Source organism: Acidovorax sp. Root275 (assembly GCF_001428965.1).
Taxonomy (GTDB): domain Bacteria; phylum Pseudomonadota; class Gammaproteobacteria; order Burkholderiales; family Burkholderiaceae_C; genus Acidovorax; species Acidovorax radicis.
Genome location: NZ_LMJH01000010.1, coordinates 252,532 through 277,448, shown reverse-complemented (window position 1 = coordinate 277,448; position 24,917 = coordinate 252,532). Strand labels below are relative to the sequence as shown.

The following is a 24,917-nucleotide window of genomic DNA, read 5'->3' as shown; positions in this document are numbered from 1 at the left end:
TGCTCCTTGTTTGAATGGTGATGCCGGAGTATTGCCCGGCGCGGTGCCCTGTCAAGACAGTCCCTCACTTTGAAATAACCATTTTCACTCCGCTACAATTCGCGGTTGACCCCAATCTAGCGATGTTCATCGAGGATCCCCATGAGTGACACTCCAATCGACTCCAGCAAACGGACGTGGCTGATCGCGTCCGGCTGTGCTGGTGCGGTGGGCGGCGTGGCAACCGCCGTACCTTTCGTGAGTACTTTTCAGCCCTCCGAGCGCGCCAAAGCCGCCGGGGCTGCCGTCGAGGTCGATATTTCCGCCCTCAAGCCGGGCGAGAAGCTCACCGTGGAGTGGCGCGGCAAGCCCGTCTGGATCATCAAGCGCACCCCCGAGCAGCTTGCCGAACTGCCCAAGCTCGACGGCCAGTTGGCGGACCCCAAGTCGGAGCGCAAGCCCTCCGAGTTGACCCCCGAGTACGCGCGCAACGAAGCGCGTTCGATCAAGCCAGAGATTTTTGTGGGTGTGGGCATCTGTTCGCACTTGGGTTGCTCGCCCTCCGACAAGTTCCAGACCGGTGCTCAGCCTTCGCTGCCCGACGACTGGAAGGGCGGTTTCCTGTGCCCTTGCCACGGCTCCACGTTCGACATGGCTGGCCGCGTGTTCAAGAACAAGCCCGCGCCTGACAACCTTGAAGTCCCTCCGCACATGTACCTGTCCGACACGCGCCTCGTGATCGGTGAAGACAAGAAGGCTTGACGGAGAACGACATGGCCCACGAATTCAAAGAAATCTCTCCCAACGCCCCGATCAGCGCCCAGGTCACGAACTGGTTCGAAAACCGGTTCCCCACGGCCTTTGACGCCTACAAGGTGCACATGTCGGAGTATTACGCTCCGAAGAATTTCAACTTCTGGTACATCTTCGGCTCGCTGGCCCTCGTGGTGCTGGTGATCCAGATCGTGACCGGCATCTTCCTGGTCATGCACTACAAGCCCGACGCCAGTCTGGCGTTCGCTTCGGTCGAGTACATCATGCGCGATGTGCCCTGGGGCTGGCTGATCCGGTACATGCACTCCACGGGCGCTTCCGCGTTCTTCGTGGTGGTGTACCTGCACATGTTCCGGGGCCTCATCTACGGCAGCTACCGCAAGCCGCGCGAGCTGGTCTGGATCTTTGGTTGCGCGATCTTCCTGTGCCTGATGGCCGAGGCCTTCATGGGCTACCTGCTGCCCTGGGGCCAGATGTCCTACTGGGGCGCCCAGGTGATCGTGAACCTGTTCGCTGCCATCCCGTTCATCGGCCCTGACCTGGCGCTGCTGATCCGTGGCGACTACGTGGTGGGCGATGCCACGCTGAACCGCTTCTTCAGCTTCCACGTGATCGCCGTGCCGCTAGTGCTGCTGGGCCTGGTGGTGGCCCACTTGCTGGCGCTGCACGATGTCGGTTCCAACAACCCCGACGGCGTGGAAATCAAGGGCCCGCAAGCCCCCAAGGATGCCAATGGCAAGCCCCTGGATGGCGTGCCGTTCCACCCCTACTACACGGTGCATGACATCTTTGCGCTGAGCATGTTCCTGATGGCGTTCACGGCGGTGGTGTTCTTCGCCCCTGAGTTCGGTGGCTACTTCCTCGAATACAACAACTTCATCCCTGCCGATCCGCTCAAGACGCCTGCGCACATCGCACCGGTCTGGTACTTCACGCCGTTCTATTCGATGCTGCGTGCCATCACCACCGAGATGATGTACGTGCTGGTGCTGTGCGTGGTGGCCGGCGCAGGCTTTGGCATCCTCAAGGCCAAGTTGCCCAGCTTCGTCAAGGCGGGCATTGCCGTTGCGGCCATCGCGGTGATCGCGATGATGCTGTCCATCGACGCCAAATTCTGGGGCGTGGTGGTGATGGGTGGTGCCGTGATTATTCTGTTCTTCCTGCCCTGGCTGGACTACAGCCCCGTCAAGTCGATTCGCTATCGCCCTGACTGGCACAAGTACTTGTACGGCATCTTCGTGATCATCTTCCTCATCCTGGGCTACCTGGGCGTGCAGCCTCCGTCAGCTATCGGCGAGCGTGTATCGCAGGTGGGTACGCTGTTCTACTTCGGCTTCTTCCTGCTGATGCCTTGGTGGAGCCGCATCGGCAAGACCAAGCCCGTGCCCGACCGCGTGACCTTTGTGGCGCACTGAGCCTGGAGACAACAACAATGAAGAAACTCATCCTCACGCTGATCGCCGCAGTGGGTCTCGTGGCAGGTGCTGCACACGCCTCGGGTGGTGACACCATCGCCTGGGATAAGGCACCCAACAAGACCAACGACCTGGCTTCCCTGCAAAACGGTGCCAAGGTGTTCGTCAACTATTGCCTGAGTTGCCATTCGGCTGCGTTCATGCGCTTCAACCGCCTGCGCGATATCGGTCTGACCGAGCAGCAGATCAAGGACAACCTGCTGTTCACGACCGACAAGGTCGGCGAGACCATGAAGGCCTCCATCGATCCCAAGCAGGCCAAAGAATGGTTCGGCGCCAACCCGCCCGACCTGACCGTGATCGCACGCTCGCGCGCCGGCCACGGTGGCACGGGTGCCGACTACCTCTACACCTTCCTGCGCACGTTCTACCGTGACGAGACCAAGGCCACGGGCTGGAACAACCTTGCCTTCCCAAGCGTGGGCATGCCCCATGTGCTGTGGGAAATGCAGGGCGACCGCCGCCCTGTGTTCGAAGAGCACGAAAGCCACGGCCACAAGACCCAGGTCTTCAAGGGCTGGGAGCAGGTCAAGCCAGGCTCGATGACCCCGCTGCAGTTTGACCAGACCGTGGGCGATCTTGTGAACTACCTGCAATGGATGGGTGAACCTGCCCAGAACACCCGCGTCCGAGTTGGCGTGTGGGTGCTGATCTTCCTCGGTGTTTTCACCGTCATCGCCTGGAGGCTGAACGCAGCCTTCTGGAAGGATGTGAAGTAAGCAGCACAAGCCGTCGATCCATGAGAAGGCGCCCTTCGGGGTGCCGCCGGATTGTTTGTAGAGTGGGCGCTTTGGGCTCCCACTCTTTTGATTTTTAGGAGCCTCCCACCATGATGGTGCTTTACTCGGGTACGACCTGTCCCTTCTCCCACCGCTGCCGTTTTGTCCTGTTCGAAAAGGGCATGGACTTTGAAATCCGCGATGTGGACCTGTACAACAAGCCCGAAGACATCAGTGTGATGAACCCGTACGGTCAGGTGCCTATCCTGGTCGAACGCGACCTGATCCTGTACGAGTCGAACATCATCAACGAGTACATCGACGAGCGCTTCCCCCACCCGCAACTCATGCCTGGCGACCCGGTGGACCGCGCGCGCGTGCGTCTGTTCCTGCTCAACTTCGAGAAGGAACTGTTCGTGCATGTGAATATCCTCGAATCGCGGGCCACCAAGGGCAACGAAAAGGCGTTGGAGAAGGCACGAGCGCACATCCGTGACCGCCTGACGCAACTGGCTCCCGTGTTCCTCAAGAACAAGTACATGCTGGGCGACAACTTCTCCATGCTCGACGTGGCGATTGCCCCGTTGCTGTGGCGCCTCGACTACTACGGCATCGATCTGTCGAAGAACGCTGCCCCGCTGCTCAAGTACGCCGAGCGCATCTTCTCGCGCCCTGCCTACATTGAGGCGTTGACCCCGTCCGAGAAGGTCATGCGCAAGTAACTTGCGGCCTGCCCCATTCCCCTATTCACAGCCGTTGCCTTTCACCTCCATGACCGCACAGGAATCAACGTCCACGCGCCCGTACCTCATTCGTGCCTTGTACGAGTGGTGCACCGACAATGGGCTCACGCCCTATGTGGCGGTGCGTGTCGATGATTCCGTTCAGGTGCCGCGTGAGTATGTGAAGGATGGTGAGATTGTCCTGAACATCAGTTTTGATGCGACGAGCGCCTTGCAGTTGGGCAACGATTTCATCGAATTCAAGGCGCGGTTTGGTGGCAAGCCGCGAGAGATTCTCGTGCCGGTGGGGCGTGTGATTGCTATCTATGCCCGTGAGAACGGCCAGGGCATGGCGTTCCCGCCACCGGTGGATGTGTTGGCCGGTAGTGGGGGGGCTGGGGGCATGGCACCTGTGCTGGCCGATACCTTGGCTTCTTCCGAATCCGTGGCGGCGAGTATGGCGCCGTCGGTCCCGGAGGACCGCGTGGTTCAGTTGGTACCCACCGATGATGGCAAGAAGGATGGCGAGGAGGGCGGCGATGCGCCTCGGCCGCCCCCTGCTGCAGGCGGAGTGCGGCCGTCCCTCAAGCGGGTCAAATAACGGCTCTGGTATTTTTTGAGGCTGCTTTTTCCGCGATAAAATGCAGCCTTCGCCGGTTTAGCTCAGTTGGTAGAGCACCCGCCTTGTAAGCGGTAGGTCGTCAGTTCGATTCCGACAACCGGCACCAGTTTTCCTGGTCTCTCTCGCATTCCCTGCCCCTGGCGTAGGCCGTCAGGTTTGAACTTTCAGGCGAATCGCGTTAACCTCCCACCCCCGGCTGCGCAAATGCGCCTGCAAAGCAGGCAGCAACTGGCGTATTTTTGCCGCTGCGGCATTGCTTTTGACCAGCAGGCACCAGGAGTCCCCATCGATGGGACCTGCCTGGATCGCTGGTCGCAGCGCTGCGGGAATCAGCATTTCAATGGCCTTGAGCCGATCACTGGAGTCGCGTGTCAGCGCTGTGAGCTTCGCCAGCGTGGGAGAGTCCTCGCTGGCCTGCTGCAGGCTGACGGCGTAGTGGCGGCGGTTCATGGTGTGCGTCTTCGGGCGTGGAGAATTCGTAGTGCATCTGATTATCACGGACGCCCGTCTGGCCCGCAGCCGGGCCATTCACTTGTCGGGTACGCGCCTGGTTCTGGCGGGGCTGGGACTGTCACTGTGCCTCATGCTGGTCGCTGCGACGCTTTACCACTGGGTCTTTCTCAAAGGCGCGCGCGAGGGCTGGCCCATTGTCGGCTCGCTGGTGCGGCTGGTCGTCAAGGACGAGTTTGCCGAGCGAGACCGCTTCATGCGGGCCAACCTGGATGCGATGGCCCGCCGCGTGGGTGAAATGCAGGCGCGCATGGTGCAGCTGGAGTCGCTCGGTGACCGCGTGCTGGGCCTTGCAGGCATGGCCCCCGCCGATATCCAGAAGTCCGATGCCCGGGGAGGTGTGCTGGTGAGCGCACGGAACCTGTCCATGGAGGAGTTGCAGTCCACGCTCGATGAGCTGGAGCGCCTGACCAACCAGCGCGTAGATCTGATGACCGTGCTCGAATCGCGCCTCTTCGATCAGCATATCCGCAAGAAGATGATCCCCACCCACGCACCTGTCACGGGGCGGGCGCCTGGTTCGGCCTTTGGCTGGCGTGTAGACCCTATCACCGGCCAATCGGCCTTGCACACGGGCCTGGACTTTCAGGCAGATACGGGCACACCCATCCTGGCTGCTGCCGGTGGGGTGGTGATGACGCAGGAGTATCACCCCGCCTATGGAAACATGATCGAGGTGGACCATGGCAATCAATTGGTCACACGCTATGCCCACGCGTCCCGGACGCTGGTCAAGCAGGGCGACATCGTGCGGCGAGGACAGAAGATTGCCGAGGTGGGCACCACGGGGCGCTCCACTGGGGCCCACCTTCATTTTGAGGTGCTGGTACAAGGTGTTTTCCAAGACCCGCAGAAGTTTCTGAGTGCTGGTGGCACGGCTGCGGGGGCGCAGGTCGCCTCGGTCCAGCCGCGCGCATCGCCCAGCCAGTCGTCCACGCCCGCAGCGGGCAGGTAAAATCGCGGGTCCGGTGTTCACAGCCCGGGATTGCAGTGCTTGCAATCCTTGGCGATGCACCCACCTGAACTCAATTCATCTTAGGGATTTCGGTCGCTTGGCGCGCTGATTTGCAGCGGCCCGGCGGTCCTGTTCGCATGGCCACCAACTTCCTCACCAAACTATTCGGCAGCCGCAATGACCGGCTCCTCAAGCAGTACCGCAAGACGGTGACCCGCATCAATGCGATGGAGCCCGACTACGAGAAGCTGTCGGACGAGCAGCTCAAGGCCAAAACGCAGGAGTTCAAGGAGCGTGTGGCCAAGGGCGAATCGCTGGATGACATCCTGCCCGAAGCCTTTGCCGTGGTGCGAGAGGGCTCCAAGCGCATCATGAAGATGCGGCACTTTGATGTGCAGCTGCTGGGGGGCATGGCATTGCACTTTGGCAAGATCTCCGAAATGCGGACGGGCGAGGGCAAGACCCTCACCGCCACCTTGCCCGTGTACCTGAATGCCCTGTCGGGCAAGGGCGTGCATGTGGTGACCGTCAACGACTACCTCGCCAACCGCGATGCGCAGTGGATGGGCCGGCTGTACAACTTCCTGGGCCTGACGGTGGGTATCAACCTGCCCAACATGCCGCGCGAGCAAAAGCAGGAAGCCTACCGTGCCGACATCACCTACGGCACCAACAACGAATACGGCTTCGACTACCTGCGCGACAACATGGTCTACGAAGCGCGGGACCGCGTGCAGCAGGGCCTGAACTTCGCCATCGTCGATGAGGTGGACTCGATCCTGATCGACGAGGCCCGCACGCCGCTGATCATCAGTGGTCAGGCCGAAGACCACACGGCGATGTACATCGCCATGAACAAGGTCGTGCCGCTGCTGGTGCGCCAGGAAGGCGAAGCCGACCCCCGCACGGGTGAGGGTGTGACCAAGCCGGGTGACTTCACGCTGGATGAGAAGACGCACCAGGTGTTCCTGACCGAACAGGGCCATGAGAGTGCCGAGCGCATCCTGGCCAGCCAGGGACTGATCGCCGAGGGCGCCTCGGTGTACGACCCGGCCAACATCACGCTGATGCACCACCTGTATGCCGCGCTGCGTGCCAACCACCTCTACCACCGCGACCAGCACTACGTGGTGCAAAACGGTGAGATCGTGATCGTGGACGAGTTCACCGGCCGCCTGATGTCGGGTCGCCGCTGGAGCGAAGGCCTGCACCAGGCCGTGGAAGCCAAGGAAGGCGTGAACATTCAGGCCGAGAACCAGACGCTGGCATCGATCACGTTCCAGAACTACTTCCGCCTGTACAACAAACTCGCCGGCATGACCGGTACGGCCGATACGGAAGCCTACGAGTTCCAGGAAATCTACGGCCTGGAAACCACGGTGATACCGCCCAATCGCCCCAGCCGCCGGGACGACCAGCTTGACCGCGTCTACAAGACCACGCGCGAGAAGTACGAAGCGGCCATCAAGGACATCCGTGAATGCCATGAGCGCGGCCAGCCCGTGCTGGTGGGCACGACGTCGATCGAGAATTCTGAAATCATCGACCAGCTCCTGAACAAGGAAGGCCTGCCGCACCAGGTGCTCAACGCCAAGCAGCATGCCCGCGAGGCGGACATCGTGGCCCAGGCCGGCCGTGCCGGCATGATCACCATTGCCACCAACATGGCCGGTCGTGGGACCGACATTGTGCTCGGCGGCAACATTGAAAAAGATGTGGCGGCCATCGAAGCCGATGAAGCTCTGTCAGAAGCCGAACGCGCCGACAAGGTGGCTGCGTTGCGCGAGCAGTGGAAGATCGACCACGAGAAGGTCAAGGAGCTCGGTGGCCTGCGCATCATTGCGACCGAACGTCATGAGTCGCGCCGCATCGACAACCAGCTGCGCGGCCGCTCGGGCCGCCAGGGCGACCCCGGTTCCTCACGTTTTTACCTGAGCCTGGACGATTCGCTGATGCGCATCTTCGCGGGCGACCGCGTCAAGGCGATCATGGACCGCCTGAAGATGCCCGATGGCGAGGCCATCGAAGCCGGCATCGTGACGCGCAGCATCGAGTCGGCACAGCGCAAGGTGGAGGCCCGCAACTTCGACATCCGCAAGCAGTTGCTGGAGTACGACGATGTGTCCAACGACCAGCGCAAGGTGATCTACCAGCAGCGCAACGACATTCTGGATGCAGCCGACCTGTCGGACGTGATCGCCGCCATGCGCGAAGATTGCATGACCGATCTGGTGCGCCAGTATGTGCCCTCCGAGTCGGTGGAAGAGCAGTGGGATCTCCCCGCTCTGGAGAAGGTGCTGGCCGAGGAGTGGCAGGTATCGATTGCCTTGCAGCAGGTGGTGCAGGGCGCCAGTGCCATCACCGACGACGAGATCCTGGAGAAGGTGCTGGCCGCGGCCCATGCCTCCTTTGACTCCAAAGTGGAGCAGGTCGGGCGGGAGAACTTCACGCAGTTTGAACGCATGGTGCTGTTGCAGAGCTTCGACTCCAACTGGCGTGACCACCTCTCTGCGCTGGATTACCTGCGCCAGGGAATCCACCTGCGCGGCTATGCGCAAAAGCAGCCCAAGCAGGAATACAAGCGCGAGGCCTTCGAGCTGTTCCGCCAGTTGATCGACCAGGTCAAGAACGAAGTGACCAAGATCCTCATGACTGTGCAGGTGCAGTCGCAGGAGCAGCTGGACCAGGCAGCGCAAGAGATGGAAAACCGCGGCGAAAGCATTGCCAACGTGACCTACACAGCGCCCACGGAAACCGGGGAGGTCGAAACCACGGTGGACGCTCAGACACAGGGTCTGGCGCTGCCAGAGGGCGTGCGCGTGGGCCGCAACGATCCCTGCCCTTGTGGCAGCGGCATGAAGTACAAGCAGTGCCACGGCAAACTCGCCTGATTTCCTGATCCACACAACACGGGCTTCGGCCCGTGTTTTCATTGGCGTGCCACGGTTTTCCGGATAATCGGCCGCAGTTTTTTGAGAAGGACCTCCATGCCCGTCAATCTAGTCGCCCCCGTTGCCGCCGATCTGCACCCGATAGCTGGCGTCCGCATCGGTGTTGCCGAAGCCGGTGTCCGCAAAGCCAACCGCAAGGACCTTACCGTGTTCCTGCTGGACGAGGGCGCCAGCGTGGCGGGTGTGTTCACGCAGAACCGCTTTTGCGCCGCGCCGGTGCAGATCAGCCGCGACCACCTTGCCAGTGGGCAGCCCATTCGCGCCATGCTGATCAACACTGGCAACGCGAACGCGGGTACGGGTGCGGATGGCCTGGTGCGTGCGCGCGCCACCTGCGTTGCCCTCGCGCGCCAGCTCAGCGTGGCACCCGAGCAGATCCTGCCTTTTTCCACCGGCGTGATCATGGAGCCGTTGCCCAACGACCGCATTGAGGCTGGCCTGCCCGCTGCCATCGCTGACGCGCAGACGGGCCACTGGGCACGCGCCGCCGAGGGCATCATGACCACCGACACCCTGCCCAAGGCTTTCTCGGCACAGGCGCAGATTGGTGGTGCCACCGTGTCCATCACCGGCATCAGCAAAGGCGCGGGCATGATCCGGCCCAACATGGCCACCATGCTGGGCTTTATGGCGACGGATGCCTGCGTGGCCCCTGGAGTGATGCAGCAGCTGGCCCGCGAGCTGGCCGATGGTTCGTTCAACCGCGTCACCATCGATGGCGACACCTCCACCAACGACTCGTTTGTGGTGGTGGCCACCAACAAAGCCACGCATGCCCCCATCACCTCGCTGAACAGCGCCGAGGGCCAGGCCCTCAAGGCCGCCATGCTGGCGGTATCGCAAAAGCTCGCCCAGGCCATCGTGCGCGACGGTGAGGGCGCGACCAAGTTCATCACCGTTCAGGTAGAAGGTGGCAAGACCGGTGAAGAGTGCCGCAAGGTGGCCTACGCCATTGCCCACTCGCCGCTGGTCAAGACCGCGTTCTATGCCAGCGACCCGAACCTGGGCCGTATCCTGGCGGCGGTGGGTTACGCAGGCATCGACGACCTCGACCAGACGGGCATCGACCTGTACCTGGACGACGTGCATGTGGCCATCCAGGGCGGCCGCAACCCTGCCTACCGTGAGGAGGACGGTCAGCGCGTGATGAAGCAAAGCGAGATCACGGTGCGCGTGCTGCTAGGCCGGGGCGATGCGTCCGACACGGTGTGGACCTGCGATTTCAGCCACGAATACGTCACCATCAACGCGGACTACCGTTCGTGAGCGGCGCTCTTATTTTGATAGCTATTGGCGCATGATGAATAAGCGCCAGGCCCCAAAATGAATCAAAAATTCGAACATCTGATCGAACGGGCCGAGCAATTGATCGCCCGCATCGAGTCTGTGCTGCCCCAGCCCCTCGGAGCGCCGGATTGGTCCTCGTCCATTGCCTGGCGCTACCGCAAGCGCAGCAGCGGCCATGGCTCCCTGGAGCCCGTGCGCCATGTGGCTGCGATGCAGCTGGCCGATCTCAAGGAGATCGACGGGCAAAAGGAAAAGATCCAGCGCAACACCGAGCAGTTTGTGCAGGGCAAGCCCGCGAACAACGTGCTGCTGACGGGGGCGCGCGGCACCGGCAAGTCGTCGCTCATCAAGGCCTGCCTCAATGCGTACGCGGGGCAGGGCCTGCGCCTGATCGAGGTGGACAAGGCGGACCTTGTGGATCTGCCAGACATCGTGGATGTGGTGGCCGACCGGCCTGAGAAATTCATCGTCTTCTGCGATGACTTGAGCTTTGAAGATGGCGAGCCCGGCTACAAGGCGCTCAAGTCGATCCTGGATGGGTCGGTGGCCGCCGCCACGCCGAATGTGCTGATCTACGCCACCAGCAACCGGCGCCACCTGTTGCCGGAATACATGGCCGAAAACCTCACCTACACCCATACCGAAGATGGCGAAGTGCACCCCGGCGAAGTGGTGGAAGAAAAAATTTCACTGTCGGAGCGGTTTGGCCTGTGGGTGAGCTTCTACCCCTTCAGCCAGGAGGAGTACCTGACCATCGTCGCCCAGTGGCTGGCCTCCTTTGGGGTGTCCCAAGCTGCGATTGCAGCGGCCCGGGCCGAGGCGCTGGTCTGGGCACTGGAGCGTGGCTCGCGCAGTGGCCGTGTGGCCTACCAGTTTGCACGTGACTATGCGGGGCGCCACGATGGTTGATTCCGCGACCATCTCCGCGACGCCAGCTTCAATCGCTGCAGCTACGGAGCGCAAGCACACCGAAGTGGCCGTGGGTATCCTGCTGCGGGCCGATGGCGCCATGCTGCTTTCCACACGCCCACCCGGCAAGCCCTATGCCGGGTACTGGGAGTTTCCGGGCGGCAAGCTCGAAGCGGGCGAGACCGTGGAGCAGGCGCTGCGCCGCGAGCTGGTTGAAGAGCTGGGGGTGACTATCGGTGCTGCGAGCGTCTGGAAAATCACGGAGCACGACTACCCGCATGCCCTGGTGCGCCTGCACTGGTGCAAGGTCTGGGAGTGGTCGGGTGAGTTTGAAATGCGCGAAGGGCAGGCCATGGAGTGGCAGCAGATGCCGCTGACAGTGGCGCCGGTGTTGCCTGGTGCCTACCCGGTGCTGCAGTGGCTCGCTGAGGAGCGTGGCCTGGAGTCTTCGCCAGAGTGAATGTGGTTTGCTATTGACTTAATAGCTATGCGCGCTTGACCGATAAGCGCTAGGGCCCAGTTTTTCTTGAAATCCCGTTGCGCCGCCCACCAGGATCAGTGCTGCAGGCGAGGATCGCCATACGGTTCGTCGGCGGGCGGGGCCTCGGCAGGCATGCGGAAATCCTCGCTGGCCCAGGCGCCGAGGTCAATCTGCTTGCAACGCTCGCTGCAGAACGGGCGGTACACGTTGGTGGGGCTGTAGACGCTGTCACCGCCACAACTGGGGCAGGTGACGGTGCGTGCTGGTGGTTTGGTGTGCGTGGAGTGGGCCATGCTCGTCGTCATCCTCAATGTTTTTGCCTGCCGTCTACCTACCCGCCGCAGCTTATGCGCACAGGGTCAGCTCGAAGGCCGCGTCTTCATTGCAGGCATGCAGTCGGCCGTCATCCTCCAGCCGCATGAGCCGCACCGAGACGATCAGGCGGTTGCCGCTGATCTCGGGAATCAGGTTGAGGGCCGGGTCAATGCGCAGGCGCAGCAACTGAAACGTGCGGCCCTGCGGCAGGTTCTGCTGGAACTGGCCGCGCTCGGCGGCCACCTTTTGCGGCACACCCGAGTCGCGCAGCAGCTTGAGCAGCACATAGATGGATTCAGCCATCGGTGCGAGAGTCGATGCCCACTCTTCGAGGGCCTGCTGGCGGACATCCGGTGCGTGGTGTTGCCACGCATAGTAAGCCGGTAGATCAAACCCGCAGGTGCCGCCTGGAATGCCCACCCGGCTGCGAATGCTCATCAGCCAGTCGTTTTCCGTGAGCGAGTGGCCCGACTTGCCCGACTGGGTGTTGAGCGCCGTGAAGCAGCGGTCCAGCTGGGCGATGACGGCGTCCAGTGCCGCCTCAGAAATCGAGGGGTTGCCACGATAGCTGTCGAGTTGATGTTTGTGTTTCTCGATGTCCTTGAGCACATCTGACTTGAGGTCGGCCCGTGCGGCCACATCCATGATCTCGAAGATCGTGACCAGCGCAAAGTGGTGGTCGAGCGCGTGGGAGCGGGGGATCAATTCTCCCAACCGGCGAAACAACTGCTCAAGCCGCAGATAGGTTCTGAGACGCTCGTTAAAGGGATATTCGTAAAGGATCACGCTGGCGGGTTCCTGGGGGCTCAGGGAGTATTCTGACGCCGGTGGCGCACGGCATGGAGTGAAAGCACAAACGGTTTCGCTCGCATCATAGCCCGAACAGCGCAGCCACCTGCCGCGTCTGCGCGTGCAGGTCCTCCATCGAGCAATCCTTGTCATTGGCAATCACGGCGTCCGCCACCGCCCGCCGTGCCGCGCGGCTGGCCTGTGAGGCGATGATGCCCTGCACCACCTCCCGCGTGAGGCCGTTGCGCTGCATGACACGCTCAATCTGGGTTTCCGCAGAACAATCCACCACCACGACCGCATCCAGCCTGCGGGCCCATCGGCTTGATTCCGCCAGCAGCGGGATGTCAAACACGATCAAGGCATGGCCTTGGTCCATGGCCTGCTGGGCCAGGGTATTGCTGTGGAGGGTGACCAGGGGGTGCACGATGCCTTCGAGCTGGGCCCGGGCCTCGGGGCGGCTGAAGGCCAGAACGCGCATGCGTGCGCGGTCGAGTGCCCCGGTGGCATCCACGAAGTCAGCCCCGAAAGTCTCCCGGATTGCATCCATGGCCGCGCCGTGTGGACCGGTGACGTCCCGGGCCAGTTGGTCTGCATCAATCAGGCTGGCACCCAGTGAGGTCAGCATGCTGCCCACCGTGCTCTTGCCGCTGCCAATGCCTCCGGTCAAGCCAAGGCGCAAGGGGCGCTTGCGCGGGTTCATCGTTCACAGTCCCAAAAGATTCAGCACGGCGTCAAGGATGGCATTGGGCCCAAACACCATGGCCGTAAATCCCGCGCCGACGAGGAAGGGTCCAAAAGGAATGTAGCCGCCTTCACGCAGGCTGCTGAAGACTTTCATCGCAATGCCGATGATTGCACCGATGACCGACGACATCAGGATGATAGGCACCAGTGCTTGCCAGCCAAACCAGGCCCCCAGCGCCGCAAACAGCTTGAAGTCCCCATAACCCATGCCTTCCTTCCCCGTGGCCAGCTTGAATCCCCAGTAAACCAGCCAGAGTGAAAGGTACCCCGAGGCTGCTCCGAGCACCGAGGCGTACAAGGGCACCTCAATCCATTGCAGGGCAGAAGCGAGCAGTCCGGCCCAAAGCAGGGGAAGGGTGATGTCGTCAGGGAGCAGGGTGGTATCCCAGTCAATGAATGCCAAGGCAATCAGCGCTGCCGAGAAGCCGCACCAGACAAAACCCGTAGGCGTCATGCCCCAACGCTGAATACAAAGGAAGAACAGGGCCCCGGTCGCCATCTCGACCAACGGGTAGCGTACCGATATCCGTGTCTTGCACGCCGAACAGCGGCCGCGCAGAAAAAGGTAGCTCAGGATGGGGATGTTCTCGTACCACTGCACTATGTGCCCGCACGACGGGCAGCGGGAGCGGGGAACCATGAGGTTGAACCGCTCATGGTCAGAGGGGGCAGATAGATGCACATCTTCTTGCCCGCTCTGCACCTGCGCTGCCCGCACTTCCTCAGCCCACTGGCGTTCCATTATTTTGGGAAGCCGGTAAATGACCACATTGAGAAAACTACCGATCAGAAGTCCCAATACCCCACCCAGACTTGCGTCCCACCAAGCCGCCATCTCCATTACACAACTTGACCAAGTTTGAAGATAGGAAGGTACATGGAGACGACGATGCCGCCGATCAGCGTACCCAGGAACACAATGATGATGGGCTCCATCAGGCTCGATAAGCCCGCCACCATTTCATCCACTTCAGCCTCATAAAAATCGGCGGCCTTGCCCAGCATGTGGTCAATGGAGCCGGATTCTTCCCCAATGGCGCACATCTGAAGGACCATGGATGGGAAAATATTTGCATTGCCCATGGCTGCGGTGAGACTGGTGCCAGTGGAAACTTCCTGTTGGATCTTTTCTGTCGCCATCGAGTACACAGAGTTTCCGGAGGCTCCCCCCACCGAGTCAAGGGCTTCAACCAAAGGAACGCCTGCGGCAAACATGGTTGCAAGGGTGCGTGTCCATCGTGCAATGCATGATTTTTCAATCAACGCGCCGAAAATAGGGATACGTAGCAGCACGCGATCCATAAACATCTGCATTTTTTCATTGCGTCGCCATGCTTGCATAAAAAAATAGAATCCACCTCCAATTACTCCAAATATTAGCCACCACCATTTAACAAAAACATCACTGATTCCCATCACGAACAATGTGGGAGCCGGAAGGTCGGCGCCGAATGACTTGAAAACCTCTTTAAATGCGGGAATTACAAAAATCATGATTACTGTGACGACTACGAAGGCCACAATCACCACCGATATCGGATACATCAAAGCTGATTTGATTTTCGACTTGATGGCCTCCGTTTTTTCCATGTAGGTGGCCAACCGGTCGAGCAGAGCTTCCAAAATACCGGCCGCCTCGCCGGCTTCTACAAGGTTGCAGTAGAGGCTGTCAAAGTACATGGGATGCTTGCGGAATGCAGCATTCAGCGAAGTACCTGTTTCAACGTCGGAGCGGATGTCATTCAGAAGTTTGGTAACGCTGGCGTTGGTGTTACCGCGTCCCACAATATCAAACGACTGCAAGAGAGGAACCCCCGCTTTCATCATTGTGGCGAGTTGTCGGGTAAACAACGCAATGTCTTTGGGTTTTATTTTCTTGCCAGAACGCATCCGGCGCTTCTTGATCTTTGTGGGGAAAACGCCCTGGCGGCGCAGGGTGGCTTGCACTTGGTTTTCGCCAGATGCACGCACTTCTCCGCGCACCACCTTGCCATGGCGATCCTTGCCTTCCCATTCAAAAACAAATTCCTTGATATCCCTTGATGCAGCGGTTGCCATGCTGGTCCCTCTAGCTTGTTATTCGTTGGTGACGGCGAGCACTTCTTCCAGCGAAGTGAAGCCCAGCCTTGCCTTGTGTAGTCCCGATTCGCGAAGCGAGCGAACGCCTTCCGCCCTGGCTTGCTCGGCGATTTCCAGTGCACTGCCGTCGCGCAATATGATCCGTTGGATGTCCTCGGAGATCGGCATGACTTGGTATATGCCAACCCGTCCCTTGTATCCGTTGTTGCATGCAGAGCAACCCACAGGACGGTAAGTTACCCAACTTCCGTCAATTTCTTCTTCCTTGTATCCTGCTTCAAGAAGTGATTCGTGCGGTATGTCGGCTGGTGTTTTGCAGACTGGGCACAATCGGCGCGCCAAGCGCTGCGCTGTAATAAGGATGACGCTGGAGGCAATATTAAAAGGGGCAATACCCATATTGCGCATACGTGTCAACGTTGTGGGAGCATCATTGGTGTGAAGTGTCGATAACACCAAGTGGCCCGTCTGTGCCGCCTTGATAGAAATATCAGCAGTTTCCAGGTCGCGAATTTCGCCGACCATGATAATATCGGGATCTTGCCGCAGGAAGGATTTGAGAGCCACGGCAAAGGTCATGCCAGCCTTCTCGTTGACATTGACCTGGTTGACTCCCGGGAGATTAATTTCTGAGGGGTCCTCAGCCGTGGCGATGTTGACTCCCGGCTTATTCAGAAGATTCAAGCAGGTATATAAGGAGACGGTTTTGCCAGAGCCCGTGGGCCCGGTGACCAAGATCATGCCGTAGGGGCGCCCAATGGCTTCGAGCAACCGCTCCTTTTCCTGGGGTTCATAGCCCAACGCGTCGATCCCCAGCTTCGCACTGCTGGGGTCCAGAATACGGATAACGATCTTTTCGCCAAACAGCGTGGGGAGGGTGCTGACCCGAAAATCAATCACTCTGTCCGGGCCCACTTTCAATTTCATGCGCCCATCTTGTGGAACGCGTTTTTCAGAAATATCCAGCCGGGAGATCACCTTGATACGCGAGGCGAGTTTGTCTTTAATGGCTATCGGAGGAGACGCGATTTCGCGAAGTTCTCCATCAATCCGGAATCTCACGCGGTATTGGTGCTCGTAAGGTTCAAAGTGCAGATCCGATGCACGCATATTGAATGCGTCCAACAGCATCTTGTGCAAGAACTTGACGATGGGAGCATCTTCTACGTCAGCGGCACCGGTGTCATTATTGTCTGGTGCCTCTTCGATGGGTGCATCGTCAAATTCAAAATCACCACCACCACTCGTCAGGGTCTCCATAGACTCGCTGGTGGATTTGGTGGTTACCTCTACCAATCGGCTAAGCTTGTCGTACTCAGCAATAATCCAATCCACCCCCATTTGGGTGGTGAATTTTATTTTCTCGGCAGCTTCCTGATCGGTAGGATCTGCTGTAGCGACAATCAGGCGATTATTGCGCTTGCTCAGAACAACAACCCGATATGCTTGGCATATCTTGCCGTCCAGGAGTTCTTTGGGGAGTCGCAGCGGATCAATCGCTTCCAAATCCAGCAGGGGTGCGCCAAAAACGGCCGATACGGTGTGGGCCAAGTCGGCCGCAGATACCGCTCCAGAGCCAGTCAACTCGGCAATAAAGCTGGTCCGACTAAGTTGTGATTTTTTGTAAATGTCCTCTGCTGCCTTTTGGGTCAGCTTGCCAGCCGACATCAGGGCTCTGCCCAGTCCGGGAAGGGCTACTGCGGAGGCTTCTTTGGGGACAGTATCGACAGCGGCCATGTAACCGGTAATGTGTTAGGTGTGGAAAAGAAACCATCCTATCATCACCGATCATCTGCAGGCTGTACAGTGACCGATATTGGCAACAGCACCACAGAAGCAGTGCTATTGTTAGAAATCCGCTTGTATTTATGGTCGGGGTGAGAGGATTCGAACCTCCGGCCTCTACGTCCCGAACGTAGCGCTCTACCAGGCTAAGCTACACCCCGCGTGCCCACTAGATTGCACTCAAGAGTCGATGCAATGAGTGTTTCAGTTGCGTCGTATGAGCAACTGTGCTGCCAATTCTAGCAAACCTGCTGAATATTCATTCGCCGGTAATTGCTCTGCAGCAGCCATGGCCCGGCGGGCTTCCGCGGACGCGGCTGCCCGGGTGACTTCCAGGGCGCCGGTCTCGCGAACGATCTGGACGATGTCCGTCAATTGATCGGTGGAGCCTTGTTCAATGGCTTCGCGCACCACGCGCGCCTGGCTCGCCGTGCCGCGTTCCATAGCCGCGATCAGGGGGAGGGTGGACTTGCCTTCGCGCAGATCGTCGCCCAGGTTTTTCCCCATCTCTGTCGCGTCTCCGTCGTAGTCAAGGACGTCGTCAATGATCTGGAAAGCTGTGCCTAGTGCTTGCCCGTAGATTGCAGATGCTTCTTCAACCTCGGGTGGGCTTTCGGCGAGTACTGCACCAAGGCGCGCACTCGCTTCAAAAAGTTTGGCAGTCTTGGAGCGAATGACGCGCAGGTAGCCCGCTTCGTCGAGCGAGGCGTCGTGCATGTTCATCAGCTGCAGAACCTCCCCCTCGGCGATCACGTTGGTGGCCTCCGAAAGTATTTCCATGATTCGCATGCTGCCTGTCTCGACCATCATCTGGAAGGAACGGGTGTGCAAAAAATCGCCGACAAGCACGCTGGCAGGGTTGCCAAAAGTTTCGTTGGCGGTAGGGCGGCCCCGGCGCAGGGTGGATGCGTCAACGACATCGTCGTGCAGCAGCGTGGCGGTGTGGATCAACTCTACGACGGCCGCAAGGCTGTGCCGATGTGCCCCTCGATAGCCCAAGGCGCCACACACCATCAGCAGCAGGGCGGGTCGCAGGCGTTTGCCGCCCGCAGCAATGATGTACTGCGATATCTGGGCCACCAGGGGAACGCTGGATGTCAGGCGCTGACCAATGACCTTGTCGACCTCGTGCATGTCTTGTGCAACGAGCAGGATGGGAGATGCTGCGGGGGCGGTGTGGTCAGTCAAGATGGTGGTCACAGAAAGAGCCCGGATTATAGGAACCCCCGAAGGTGCCCTGCGACGACGTGCAAGGGTGTCGCGCTGCGGGCGCGAAGGGATTGGCGCTTTGGCGAGCTATGCGTTATACTCTTGGGCTCTGCAGAAATTCGTCTGCAGAACTCATATCAAGAGGTCAACATGTACGCGGTCATAAAAACCGGCGGCAAGCAGTATCGCGTTGCTTCCGGCGAAAAAATTAAAGTAGAACAGATTGCTGCGGACGTAGGCCAGGAAATTGTGATCGATCAGGTTTTGGCAGTCGGCAACGGCGCTGAACTCAAGATCGGTACGCCCCTGGTGTCCGGCGCAACCGTGAAAGCCACTGTTGTGGCCCACGGCAAGCACGACAAAGTGCACATCTTCAAGATGCGCCGTCGCAAGCACTATCAAAAACGCCAAGGCCATCGCCAGCAGTTCACTGAGCTGCAAATCGGTGCGATTGCTGCTTAATCGAAGGAGCTGAGTCATGGCACAGAAAAAAGGCGGCGGCTCTACGCGAAACGGGCGCGATTCCAAGCCAAAGATGCTTGGTGTCAAGGCGTTCGGTGGTGAACTGATCAGCGCTGGCTCGATCATCGTGCGTCAACGTGGCACGCGTTTCCACCCCGGCAACAATGTCGGTGTGGGCAAGGATCACACCTTGTTCGCCCTGGTGGACGGTCATGTGTCGTTCGGTACCAAGGGTGCGTTGTCCAAGTCCACGGTCAATGTGACTCCTGCCTGAGGTTCACCCCTCTGGTAGCCATCGAAGCCCCGCTTTGCCGGGGCTTTGTTGTTTGGTCTGTACGATGTGGCGCGGCCACGTGCGTGCAGACAGCGCCTTTAAGGCGTTCAGCAGTCCCAACTGAATTTGGCAGTCTGACGTGGGTGCTGCGCCCTTTTGTAAACTGGATATTCCATGAAGTTCGTCGATGAAGCCTTTATTGACATTGCCGCAGGCGATGGTGGCAATGGCTGCGTGTCTTTCCGGCATGAAAAGTACAAGGAGTTCGGCGGTCCCAACGGGGGAGACGGTGGGCGCGGCGGGCATGTGTTTGCGGTGGCTGATCCTAATCTGAACACTCTGGTGGATTTTCGCTATTCGCGACGGCATGAAGCCAAGCGTGGCGAGCATGGCATGGGATCGGACATGTTCGGTGCTGCCGGCACCGACATCACCCTCAAGATGCCCGTGGGCACCATCATCACCGACGCTGAAACCGGCGAAGTGCTGTACGAATTGCTCAACCCGGGCGAAGTCATCACCATCGCCAAGGGTGGGGATGGCGGTTTTGGCAACATGCGCTTCAAGAGCGCCATCAACCGTGCCCCGCGCCAGAAGACGCCGGGCTGGCCTGGCGAGAAGAAGAACCTGAAGCTGGAGTTGAAGGTGCTGGCCGACGTGGGCCTGCTGGGTATGCCCAATGCGGGAAAATCGACCTTCATCACGGCGGTGTCCAACGCTCGCCCCAAGATTGCGGACTACCCGTTCACCACGTTGCATCCCAACCTGGGTGTCGTGCGCGTGGGTCCCGAGCAGAGTTTTGTGGTGGCTGATATTCCGGGGCTGATCGAAGGTGCTTCGGAGGGCGCGGGTCTCGGACACCAGTTCTTGCGCCACCTGCAGCGCACCCGCCTGCTGCTGCACATTATCGATCTGGCGCCCTTCGATGACGCGGTGGACCCCGTGGCCCAGGCCAAGGCCATCGTGAACGAGCTCAAAAAATATGACCAGCAGCTGTACAACAAGCCGCGTTGGCTGGTCCTGAACAAGCTGGACATGGTGCCCACCGATGAGCGGGAAGCGCGGGTGAAGGACTTCGTTAAGCGCTTCAAGTGGAAAGGGCCCGTCTTCGAGATTTCTGCCCTCACGCGCGAAGGCTGCGAGCCGCTGATCCATGCCATCTTCCGCCACGTGCAGTCTGAGCAGCGGGTGGAGAACGAGCCGGTAGAAATTGATCCTCGTTTTGCCGGAGATGCTCCTGCCTGATTCGGCACAGGGCTAATCGGATTTGATTGCTATATTTTTAATAGCTGTTGACGCTTGATAAACAAGCGCTAGTGGCCAAAAGCACTAAAAAAATGGTTTCCAGCGTATTGCGAGATGCCCGCCGCATCGTGGTCAAGGTGGGTTCCAGTCTTGTGACCAATGAGGGGCGTGGCCTGGACGAAACCGCCATTGGTGAATGGAGCCGCCAGCTGGCGGCTCTGGTGCGTGGCGACGGCGGCGCGCCGCGCGAGGTTGTGATGGTGTCCAGCGGTGCCATTGCCGAAGGCATGAAGCGCCTGGGCTGGACCACGCGGCCGCACGAAGTCCACGAGCTGCAGGCCGCCGCGGCCGTCGGGCAGATGGGGCTGGCGCAGATGTACGAAACCAAGCTGCGCGAGCAGGGCATGGGCAGCGCGCAGGTGTTGCTCACCCATGCGGACCTGGCTGACCGCGAGCGCTACCTGAACGCCCGTTCGACACTGCTCACGCTGCTGCGCCTGGGCGTGGTGCCGGTGATCAATGAGAACGACACCGTCGTCAACGACGAAATCAAGTTCGGCGACAACGATACGCTGGGTGCCCTGGTGGCCAATCTGGTGGAGGCCGATGCGCTGATCATCCTGACCGACCAGAAGGGGCTGTACACGGCCGATCCGCGCCGTGATGCATCGGCGCAGTTTGTCCACGAAGCCAAGGCGGGCGACCCGGTACTGGAGGCCATGGCCGGCGGCGCGGGTTCCAGCATCGGCAAGGGCGGCATGATCACCAAGATCCTGGCAGCCAAGCGGGCTGCTGGCTCGGGTGCGTCCACCGTGATTGCCTGGGGGCGTGAACCCGAAGTACTGGTCCGCCTTGTGCGTGGCGAGGCGCTGGGCACTTTGCTCGTGGCCCAGACGCAGAAGAAGCAGGCCCGCAAACAGTGGATGGCCGACCACCTACAGCTGCGGGGTTCGGTGGTGGTGGACGCCGGGGCTGCCGCCAAGGTGCGTGATGAAGGCAAGAGCCTGCTCCCCATCGGAATGACAGCGGTCGAGGGCGACTTTTCCCGCGGGGAAGTGATTGCAGTGCGAGATGCATCAGGTACCGAAATTGCCCGTGGCCTGGCCAACTATGCAGCGGCGGAGGCCCGGATGTTGTGTCGCAAGCCTTCGACTGAATTTGAGAAGTTGCTCGGTTACGTGGCAGAGCCCGAGATGGTGCATCGCGACAACATGGTGCTGACCACAAGCTGAGCGCGAAGCACGAACAGCCTCTGCACAGCAAAACGCCTGCTATTTGCAGGCGTTTTTCATGGAGCTTCGAAGTTAACTGAAGAACTTCACTGGCTAACTGGCTTAACGCGGCGTAGTGACCGTGGGCAGGCCATCCAGTTCCCCGGGCACACTGTTCTGCGGGTCGGGATCGAAACTGGCCCCTGGGGGAAGCTCCATGCCCGGATTGATCAGCATGGACCCCGTCCGGAACATGGTGCCCGCGTGTTCACCCTCGCGCGTGCGCATGCCACTGCGCAGATAGCGGTTGCGCTGTTCGTGCCGAGGCAGAAAGCGGGCCAGTTCCGTCAGCGCCATTTCATACACGCCACGTTTGAACTCGACCACCACGTCCAGCGGAACCCAGTAGTCGTTCCAGCGCCACGCGTCAAATTCTGGATGGTTGGTGGCACGAAGGTTCAGGTCCCAGTCGTGGCCCACCAGTTGAAGCAGATACCAGATTTGTTTCTGGCCCTTGTAGTGTCCGCGTGCATCGCGGCGGATGTACCGGTCAGGCACCTCATAGCGCAACCAGTCCCGGGTGCGGGCCACCACGCGTACGTGGTTGGGCAATAAGCCCACTTCCTCATGCAATTCCCGGAACATGGCCTGCTCGGGGGTCTCGCCCCGGTCAATGCCACCCTGCGGAAACTGCCAGCTGTGGGTGCGTATGCGTTTGCCCCAGAACACCTGGTTTTTCTGGTTGAGCAGGATGATGCCGACGTTCGGCCGAAAGCCGTCCCGGTCAAGCATAATCAAACCCCAAATTTTTAAACTGTGTCCATTATGCACGGCGCCTAGCACGCAGCAAGTGGACGGCCCCGTTCTGCCTGCAATCGATTCCGATGAAAGCCTCCCAATTCTTTATTTCCACCCTCAAGGAAGCTCCGGCGGATGCCGAAGTGGTCAGTCACAAACTCATGACGCGGGCGGGGCTGATCAAGAAGCTGGGCGCTGGCATCTATAACTACATGCCCATGGGGCTGCGGGTGATCCGCAAGGTGGAAGCCATCGTGCGTGAGGAAATGAACCGTGCAGGTGCCGTGGAGCTCACCATGCCCGTGGTGCAACCCGCTGAGCTGTGGCAGGAAACGGGCCGTTTCGACAAGATGGGCCCCGAGTTGCTGCGCATCCAGGACCGCCACGGACGCGACTTCGTGGTGCAGCCCACCAGCGAAGAAGTGATCACTGACATCGCGCGCCAGGAGCTCAAGAGCTATAAGCAGCTGCCCAAGAATTTCTACCAGATCCAGACCAAGTTCCGCGACGAGCGCCGTCCGCGTTTTGGCCTGATGCGTGGCCGCGAGTTCATCATGAAGGACGCCTACAGCTTTGACCGCGACCAGGCGGCGGCCAAGGCCAGCTACCAGGTCATGGCGCAAGCCTATCGCCGCATTTTTGACCGCTTTGGCCTGACCTACCGCGCCGTGGCGGCCGACAGCGGTGCCATCGGTGGTGACCTCTCCGAAGAGTTCCAGGTGATCGCCGCCACGGGCGAGGACGCCATCGTCTATTGCCCAGAGAGCGATTACGCCGCCAACATGGAAAAGGCCGAAGCCCTGGCCCCCGCCGGTCCACGCGGCGCTGCCACGCAGGCGCTGACCAAGACAGCCACGCCGGGCAAGAGCACCTGTGCCGACGTTGCAGCGCTGCTCAGCGTGCCGCTCGCGACCACCGTGAAGTCGCTGGTGCTCGCCACGGACGAAACCAACGAGGCGGGCGAGATCGTCAAGACCCAGGTGTGGCTGCTGCTGCTGCGTGGCGACCACGATATGAACGAGATCAAGGTGGCCAAGGTACCGGGCCTGGCGGGTTTCCGTTTTGCCACGCTGGGCGAAATCGAGGAGCACTTTGGCTGCAAGCCGGGTTATCTGGGGCCGATCGGTTTGAAGAAGCCTTTGAAGATCGTGGTGGACCGCGAGGTGGCCTTGATGGCCGACTGGATCTGTGGGGCCAATGAGGTCGATTTCCACATCACGGGCGTCAACTGGGGTCGCGACCTGCCCGAGCCCGATGCGGTGGCAGACCTGCGCAACGTGGTGGCGGGCGACCGCTCGCCCGACGGCAAGGGCGAACTGGCGATCGAGCGTGGCATCGAAGTGGGCCACGTGTTCTACCTGGGCACCAAGTACAGCAAGGACATGAACGCGACCTTCCTCGGCGACGATGGCCGGCCCGCATTTTTCGAAATGGGCTGCTACGGCATTGGCGTCACGCGCCTGCCCGCTGCGGCCATCGAGCAAAACCACGACGAGCGCGGCATCATCTGGCCCGACGCCATTGCCCCATTCACCGTGGTGGTCTGCCCCGTGGGCATGGACCGCAGCGAGGCCGTCAAGGCCACGGCCGAGCAGCTCTACGTTGACCTGCTGGCAGCGGGCGTGGACGTGATCCTGGACGACCGGGGCGAGCGCCCCGGTGCCATGTTTGCCGATTGGGAGCTGATCGGTGTGCCGCACCGCGTGACCATTGGCGACAAGAGCCTCAAAGACGGCGTGGTCGAGTACCAGCACCGCCGTGATTCAGCGGCCACCAAGGTGGCCACGGCAGACATCCTGGCCCACGTGAAGGGCCGCATGGCGGTATGAACGGGGCGCGGCTGGTTTCTGCGGCAGGTACGCCCCTCGAGGACGGGGGCGGCGTGTCCCGGCGCGCATGCCTGGCTGCCCTGTCGGCGCCAGCGGCGTGGCTGGCGGCGCCTTCGCTGGCGCATGCGGGCGGGCAACTGGAGGAACCCTTGATGGATTCCGTGCGCACGGCACTGAGTTCGGCCATCGCCAACCAGGCCCCGCCGGAGCCGCATTTTTTTACCACCGAGGCCCGCATTCACTATGTGCGCTGGCTGGCCGCGATGAGCGACCGCCTGCGCCGCCGCAAGCCCGAGTGGGAGGTCCGCCGCGATTTCCTGCAAACCGCGTGGTACGAGTCCAAGCGCGCCGGGCTCGATGTGTCCCTGGTGCTGGGCCTGATCCAGGTGGAGAGTGCATTCCGAAAATACGCGGTCTCCAGCGTGGGTGCGCGCGGCTACATGCAGGTCATGCCGTTCTGGACACGGGTGATCGGAGACGGAGATGCCGGCAAGCTGTTCCAGATGCAGACCAATCTGCGCTTTGGCTGCGTGATCCTGCGGCACTACATCGACCGGGAGCGGGGCGACCTGTTCATGGCGCTGGGTCGCTACAACGGCAGCCGAGGCCGTTCGCCCTATCCGGACGCCGTGTTTGGCGCACAGCGCAACTGGCTGTTTGGCGAAAAACCACAACTGCCTGCCGCTTGAATTGCTACTATTTATATAGCTGTCAGCGCTTATCTATCAAGCGCCAGGGGCCAATTTGGCTTGTATTCAGCGGGTAACAGAGGCAATCAGCTTCCGCCGGG

25 protein-coding genes and 2 tRNA genes are annotated in these 24,917 nt (G+C 60.5%); 17 read left to right on the top strand and 10 right to left on the bottom strand.

Annotated features, from left to right (window positions below; all coding sequences use genetic code 11):
- Positions 1-141: 141 nt before the first annotated feature.
- The 6 genes from petA to ASE52_RS20660 all read left to right on the top strand — a co-directional run bounded on the left by petA (position 142) and on the right by ASE52_RS20660 (position 4,397).
- A complete protein-coding gene (gene petA / locus ASE52_RS20685) occupies positions 142-741 on the top strand; it encodes a ubiquinol-cytochrome c reductase iron-sulfur subunit (protein ID WP_035197058.1) in 600 nt (199 codons plus the stop codon).
- 11 nt (positions 742-752) lie between these two features.
- Positions 753-2,168: a cytochrome bc complex cytochrome b subunit gene (locus tag ASE52_RS20680; protein ID WP_010462045.1), complete on the top strand. Its 1,416-nt coding sequence runs from the start codon at positions 753-755 to the stop codon at positions 2,166-2,168.
- 17 nt (positions 2,169-2,185) lie between these two features.
- Positions 2,186-2,947 (top strand): cytochrome c1, encoded by a 762-nt coding sequence (locus ASE52_RS20675; protein WP_010462043.1) that lies wholly within the window; start codon positions 2,186-2,188, stop codon positions 2,945-2,947.
- Positions 2,948-3,057: 110 nt separating this feature from the next.
- Entirely contained in the window at positions 3,058-3,669 is a 612-nt protein-coding gene (locus tag ASE52_RS20670) for a glutathione S-transferase N-terminal domain-containing protein (protein WP_007854512.1), read from the top strand.
- Between the two features lie 49 nt (positions 3,670-3,718).
- Positions 3,719-4,270 carry a ClpXP protease specificity-enhancing factor gene (locus ASE52_RS20665; RefSeq protein ID WP_057228883.1) on the top strand — a complete coding sequence of 184 codons (552 nt, stop codon included), beginning with the start codon at positions 3,719-3,721 and terminating at the stop codon, positions 4,268-4,270.
- 51 nt (positions 4,271-4,321) lie between these two features.
- Positions 4,322-4,397: transfer RNA gene (locus tag ASE52_RS20660), tRNA-Thr, on the top strand.
- A gap of 44 nt (positions 4,398-4,441) precedes the next feature.
- Here the strand turns inward: ASE52_RS20660 and ASE52_RS20655 are convergent.
- Positions 4,442-4,741, bottom strand: coding sequence for a hypothetical protein (locus ASE52_RS20655; RefSeq protein WP_057228881.1), 300 nt, complete (start codon positions 4,739-4,741; stop codon positions 4,442-4,444).
- A gap of 31 nt (positions 4,742-4,772) precedes the next feature.
- Between ASE52_RS20655 and ASE52_RS20650 the strand changes: the two genes are divergently transcribed.
- The 5 genes from ASE52_RS20650 to ASE52_RS20630 all read left to right on the top strand — a co-directional run bounded on the left by ASE52_RS20650 (position 4,773) and on the right by ASE52_RS20630 (position 11,363).
- On the top strand, positions 4,773-5,756 hold the full coding sequence (locus ASE52_RS20650) for a M23 family metallopeptidase (RefSeq protein ID WP_010462031.1): 984 nt from the start codon (positions 4,773-4,775) through the stop codon (positions 5,754-5,756).
- Positions 5,757-5,893: 137 nt separating this feature from the next.
- The gene (gene secA / locus ASE52_RS20645) at positions 5,894-8,647 is read left to right on the top strand and encodes a preprotein translocase subunit SecA (protein ID WP_057228879.1); all 2,754 of its coding nucleotides are present in this window, start codon (positions 5,894-5,896) and stop codon (positions 8,645-8,647) included.
- A gap of 96 nt (positions 8,648-8,743) precedes the next feature.
- Positions 8,744-9,973, top strand: a complete 1,230-nt coding sequence (argJ, locus tag ASE52_RS20640; RefSeq protein WP_057228877.1) for a bifunctional glutamate N-acetyltransferase/amino-acid acetyltransferase ArgJ — start codon at positions 8,744-8,746, stop codon at positions 9,971-9,973.
- 57 nt (positions 9,974-10,030) lie between these two features.
- Complete coding sequence (locus ASE52_RS20635; RefSeq protein ID WP_057228875.1) at positions 10,031-10,903, top strand: ATP-binding protein; 873 nt, start codon at positions 10,031-10,033, stop codon at positions 10,901-10,903.
- Entirely contained in the window at positions 10,896-11,363 is a 468-nt protein-coding gene (locus ASE52_RS20630) for an NUDIX domain-containing protein (RefSeq protein WP_057229641.1), read from the top strand. The genes ASE52_RS20635 and ASE52_RS20630 overlap by 8 nt, the downstream gene beginning before the upstream one ends.
- A 95-nt stretch (positions 11,364-11,458) precedes the next feature.
- Here the strand turns inward: ASE52_RS20630 and ASE52_RS20625 are convergent, their stop codons facing one another.
- From ASE52_RS20625 to ASE52_RS20590, 8 genes are all read right to left on the bottom strand, one after another.
- Positions 11,459-11,677 (bottom strand): DNA gyrase inhibitor YacG, encoded by a 219-nt coding sequence (locus tag ASE52_RS20625; protein ID WP_010462022.1) that lies wholly within the window; start codon positions 11,675-11,677, stop codon positions 11,459-11,461.
- Between the two features lie 52 nt (positions 11,678-11,729).
- Positions 11,730-12,485: a cell division protein ZapD gene (zapD, locus tag ASE52_RS20620; RefSeq protein ID WP_057228874.1), complete on the bottom strand. Its 756-nt coding sequence runs from the start codon at positions 12,483-12,485 to the stop codon at positions 11,730-11,732.
- Between the two features lie 85 nt (positions 12,486-12,570).
- Positions 12,571-13,191: a dephospho-CoA kinase gene (gene coaE, locus ASE52_RS20615; RefSeq protein ID WP_057228872.1), complete on the bottom strand. Its 621-nt coding sequence runs from the start codon at positions 13,189-13,191 to the stop codon at positions 12,571-12,573.
- Between the two features lie 3 nt (positions 13,192-13,194).
- On the bottom strand, positions 13,195-14,076 hold the full coding sequence (locus ASE52_RS20610; protein WP_057228869.1) for an A24 family peptidase: 882 nt from the start codon (positions 14,074-14,076) through the stop codon (positions 13,195-13,197).
- Positions 14,076-15,293: a type II secretion system F family protein gene (locus tag ASE52_RS20605; RefSeq protein ID WP_057228868.1), complete on the bottom strand. Its 1,218-nt coding sequence runs from the start codon at positions 15,291-15,293 to the stop codon at positions 14,076-14,078. The genes ASE52_RS20610 and ASE52_RS20605 overlap by 1 nt, the downstream gene beginning before the upstream one ends.
- An 18-nt stretch (positions 15,294-15,311) precedes the next feature.
- Positions 15,312-17,051 (bottom strand): type IV-A pilus assembly ATPase PilB, encoded by a 1,740-nt coding sequence (gene pilB, locus ASE52_RS20600; RefSeq protein ID WP_057228866.1) that lies wholly within the window; start codon positions 17,049-17,051, stop codon positions 15,312-15,314.
- 132 nt (positions 17,052-17,183) lie between these two features.
- Positions 17,184-17,260: transfer RNA gene (locus tag ASE52_RS20595), tRNA-Pro, on the bottom strand.
- Positions 17,261-17,303: 43 nt separating this feature from the next.
- Positions 17,304-18,233, bottom strand: a complete 930-nt coding sequence (locus ASE52_RS20590) for a polyprenyl synthetase family protein (RefSeq protein ID WP_057229639.1) — start codon at positions 18,231-18,233, stop codon at positions 17,304-17,306.
- A 225-nt stretch (positions 18,234-18,458) separates the two neighbouring features.
- On the opposite strand from ASE52_RS20590, the gene rplU reads away from it, so the two are divergent.
- From rplU to proB, 4 genes are all read left to right on the top strand, one after another.
- On the top strand, positions 18,459-18,770 hold the full coding sequence (gene rplU, locus ASE52_RS20585; RefSeq protein WP_010462012.1) for a 50S ribosomal protein L21: 312 nt from the start codon (positions 18,459-18,461) through the stop codon (positions 18,768-18,770).
- A gap of 16 nt (positions 18,771-18,786) precedes the next feature.
- Positions 18,787-19,044, top strand: a complete 258-nt coding sequence (gene rpmA, locus ASE52_RS20580; protein ID WP_008905145.1) for a 50S ribosomal protein L27 — start codon at positions 18,787-18,789, stop codon at positions 19,042-19,044.
- 174 nt (positions 19,045-19,218) lie between these two features.
- A complete protein-coding gene (cgtA, locus tag ASE52_RS20575) occupies positions 19,219-20,289 on the top strand; it encodes an Obg family GTPase CgtA (RefSeq protein ID WP_010462007.1) in 1,071 nt (356 codons plus the stop codon).
- A gap of 92 nt (positions 20,290-20,381) precedes the next feature.
- A complete protein-coding gene (gene proB / locus ASE52_RS20570) occupies positions 20,382-21,521 on the top strand; it encodes a glutamate 5-kinase (protein ID WP_057228864.1) in 1,140 nt (379 codons plus the stop codon).
- Between the two features lie 102 nt (positions 21,522-21,623).
- Here the strand turns inward: proB and ASE52_RS20565 are convergent, their stop codons facing one another.
- Positions 21,624-22,292 (bottom strand): RNA pyrophosphohydrolase, encoded by a 669-nt coding sequence (locus tag ASE52_RS20565; protein ID WP_057228863.1) that lies wholly within the window; start codon positions 22,290-22,292, stop codon positions 21,624-21,626.
- A 92-nt stretch (positions 22,293-22,384) separates the two neighbouring features.
- Between ASE52_RS20565 and ASE52_RS20560 the strand changes: the two genes are divergently transcribed.
- Together ASE52_RS20560 and ASE52_RS20555 are read left to right on the top strand one after the other, a co-directional pair.
- Positions 22,385-24,127, top strand: a complete 1,743-nt coding sequence (locus ASE52_RS20560; RefSeq protein ID WP_057228861.1) for a proline--tRNA ligase — start codon at positions 22,385-22,387, stop codon at positions 24,125-24,127.
- Positions 24,124-24,816, top strand: a complete 693-nt coding sequence (locus ASE52_RS20555) for a lytic transglycosylase domain-containing protein (RefSeq protein WP_057228859.1) — start codon at positions 24,124-24,126, stop codon at positions 24,814-24,816. Before ASE52_RS20560 ends, ASE52_RS20555 begins: the two co-directional genes overlap by 4 nt.
- Positions 24,817-24,917 lie beyond the last annotated feature (101 nt).

Bases quoted from the DNA above. Each gene is read 5' to 3' on its own strand.
- petA (WP_035197058.1), top strand. From the start codon at position 142: ATGAGTGACACTCCAATCGACTCCAGCAAACGGACGTGGCTGATCGCG.
- ASE52_RS20680 (WP_010462045.1), top strand. From the start codon at position 753: ATGGCCCACGAATTCAAAGAAATCTCTCCCAACGCCCCGATCAGCGCC.
- ASE52_RS20675 (WP_010462043.1), top strand. From the start codon at position 2,186: ATGAAGAAACTCATCCTCACGCTGATCGCCGCAGTGGGTCTCGTGGCA.
- ASE52_RS20670 (WP_007854512.1), top strand. From the start codon at position 3,058: ATGATGGTGCTTTACTCGGGTACGACCTGTCCCTTCTCCCACCGCTGC.
- ASE52_RS20665 (WP_057228883.1), top strand. From the start codon at position 3,719: ATGACCGCACAGGAATCAACGTCCACGCGCCCGTACCTCATTCGTGCC.
- ASE52_RS20655 (WP_057228881.1), bottom strand. From the start codon at position 4,741: ATGAACCGCCGCCACTACGCCGTCAGCCTGCAGCAGGCCAGCGAGGAC.
- secA (WP_057228879.1), top strand. From the start codon at position 5,894: ATGGCCACCAACTTCCTCACCAAACTATTCGGCAGCCGCAATGACCGG.
- argJ (WP_057228877.1), top strand. From the start codon at position 8,744: ATGCCCGTCAATCTAGTCGCCCCCGTTGCCGCCGATCTGCACCCGATA.
- ASE52_RS20635 (WP_057228875.1), top strand. From the start codon at position 10,031: ATGAATCAAAAATTCGAACATCTGATCGAACGGGCCGAGCAATTGATC.
- ASE52_RS20630 (WP_057229641.1), top strand. From the start codon at position 10,896: ATGGTTGATTCCGCGACCATCTCCGCGACGCCAGCTTCAATCGCTGCA.
- ASE52_RS20625 (WP_010462022.1), bottom strand. From the start codon at position 11,677: ATGGCCCACTCCACGCACACCAAACCACCAGCACGCACCGTCACCTGC.
- coaE (WP_057228872.1), bottom strand. From the start codon at position 13,191: ATGAACCCGCGCAAGCGCCCCTTGCGCCTTGGCTTGACCGGAGGCATT.
- ASE52_RS20610 (WP_057228869.1), bottom strand. From the start codon at position 14,076: ATGGAGATGGCGGCTTGGTGGGACGCAAGTCTGGGTGGGGTATTGGGA.
- ASE52_RS20605 (WP_057228868.1), bottom strand. From the start codon at position 15,293: ATGGCAACCGCTGCATCAAGGGATATCAAGGAATTTGTTTTTGAATGG.
- pilB (WP_057228866.1), bottom strand. From the start codon at position 17,051: ATGGCCGCTGTCGATACTGTCCCCAAAGAAGCCTCCGCAGTAGCCCTT.
- ASE52_RS20590 (WP_057229639.1), bottom strand. From the start codon at position 18,233: ATGCACGAGGTCGACAAGGTCATTGGTCAGCGCCTGACATCCAGCGTT.
- rplU (WP_010462012.1), top strand. From the start codon at position 18,459: ATGTACGCGGTCATAAAAACCGGCGGCAAGCAGTATCGCGTTGCTTCC.
- rpmA (WP_008905145.1), top strand. From the start codon at position 18,787: ATGGCACAGAAAAAAGGCGGCGGCTCTACGCGAAACGGGCGCGATTCC.
- cgtA (WP_010462007.1), top strand. From the start codon at position 19,219: ATGAAGTTCGTCGATGAAGCCTTTATTGACATTGCCGCAGGCGATGGT.
- proB (WP_057228864.1), top strand. From the start codon at position 20,382: ATGGTTTCCAGCGTATTGCGAGATGCCCGCCGCATCGTGGTCAAGGTG.
- ASE52_RS20565 (WP_057228863.1), bottom strand. From the start codon at position 22,292: ATGCTTGACCGGGACGGCTTTCGGCCGAACGTCGGCATCATCCTGCTC.
- ASE52_RS20560 (WP_057228861.1), top strand. From the start codon at position 22,385: ATGAAAGCCTCCCAATTCTTTATTTCCACCCTCAAGGAAGCTCCGGCG.
- ASE52_RS20555 (WP_057228859.1), top strand. From the start codon at position 24,124: ATGAACGGGGCGCGGCTGGTTTCTGCGGCAGGTACGCCCCTCGAGGAC.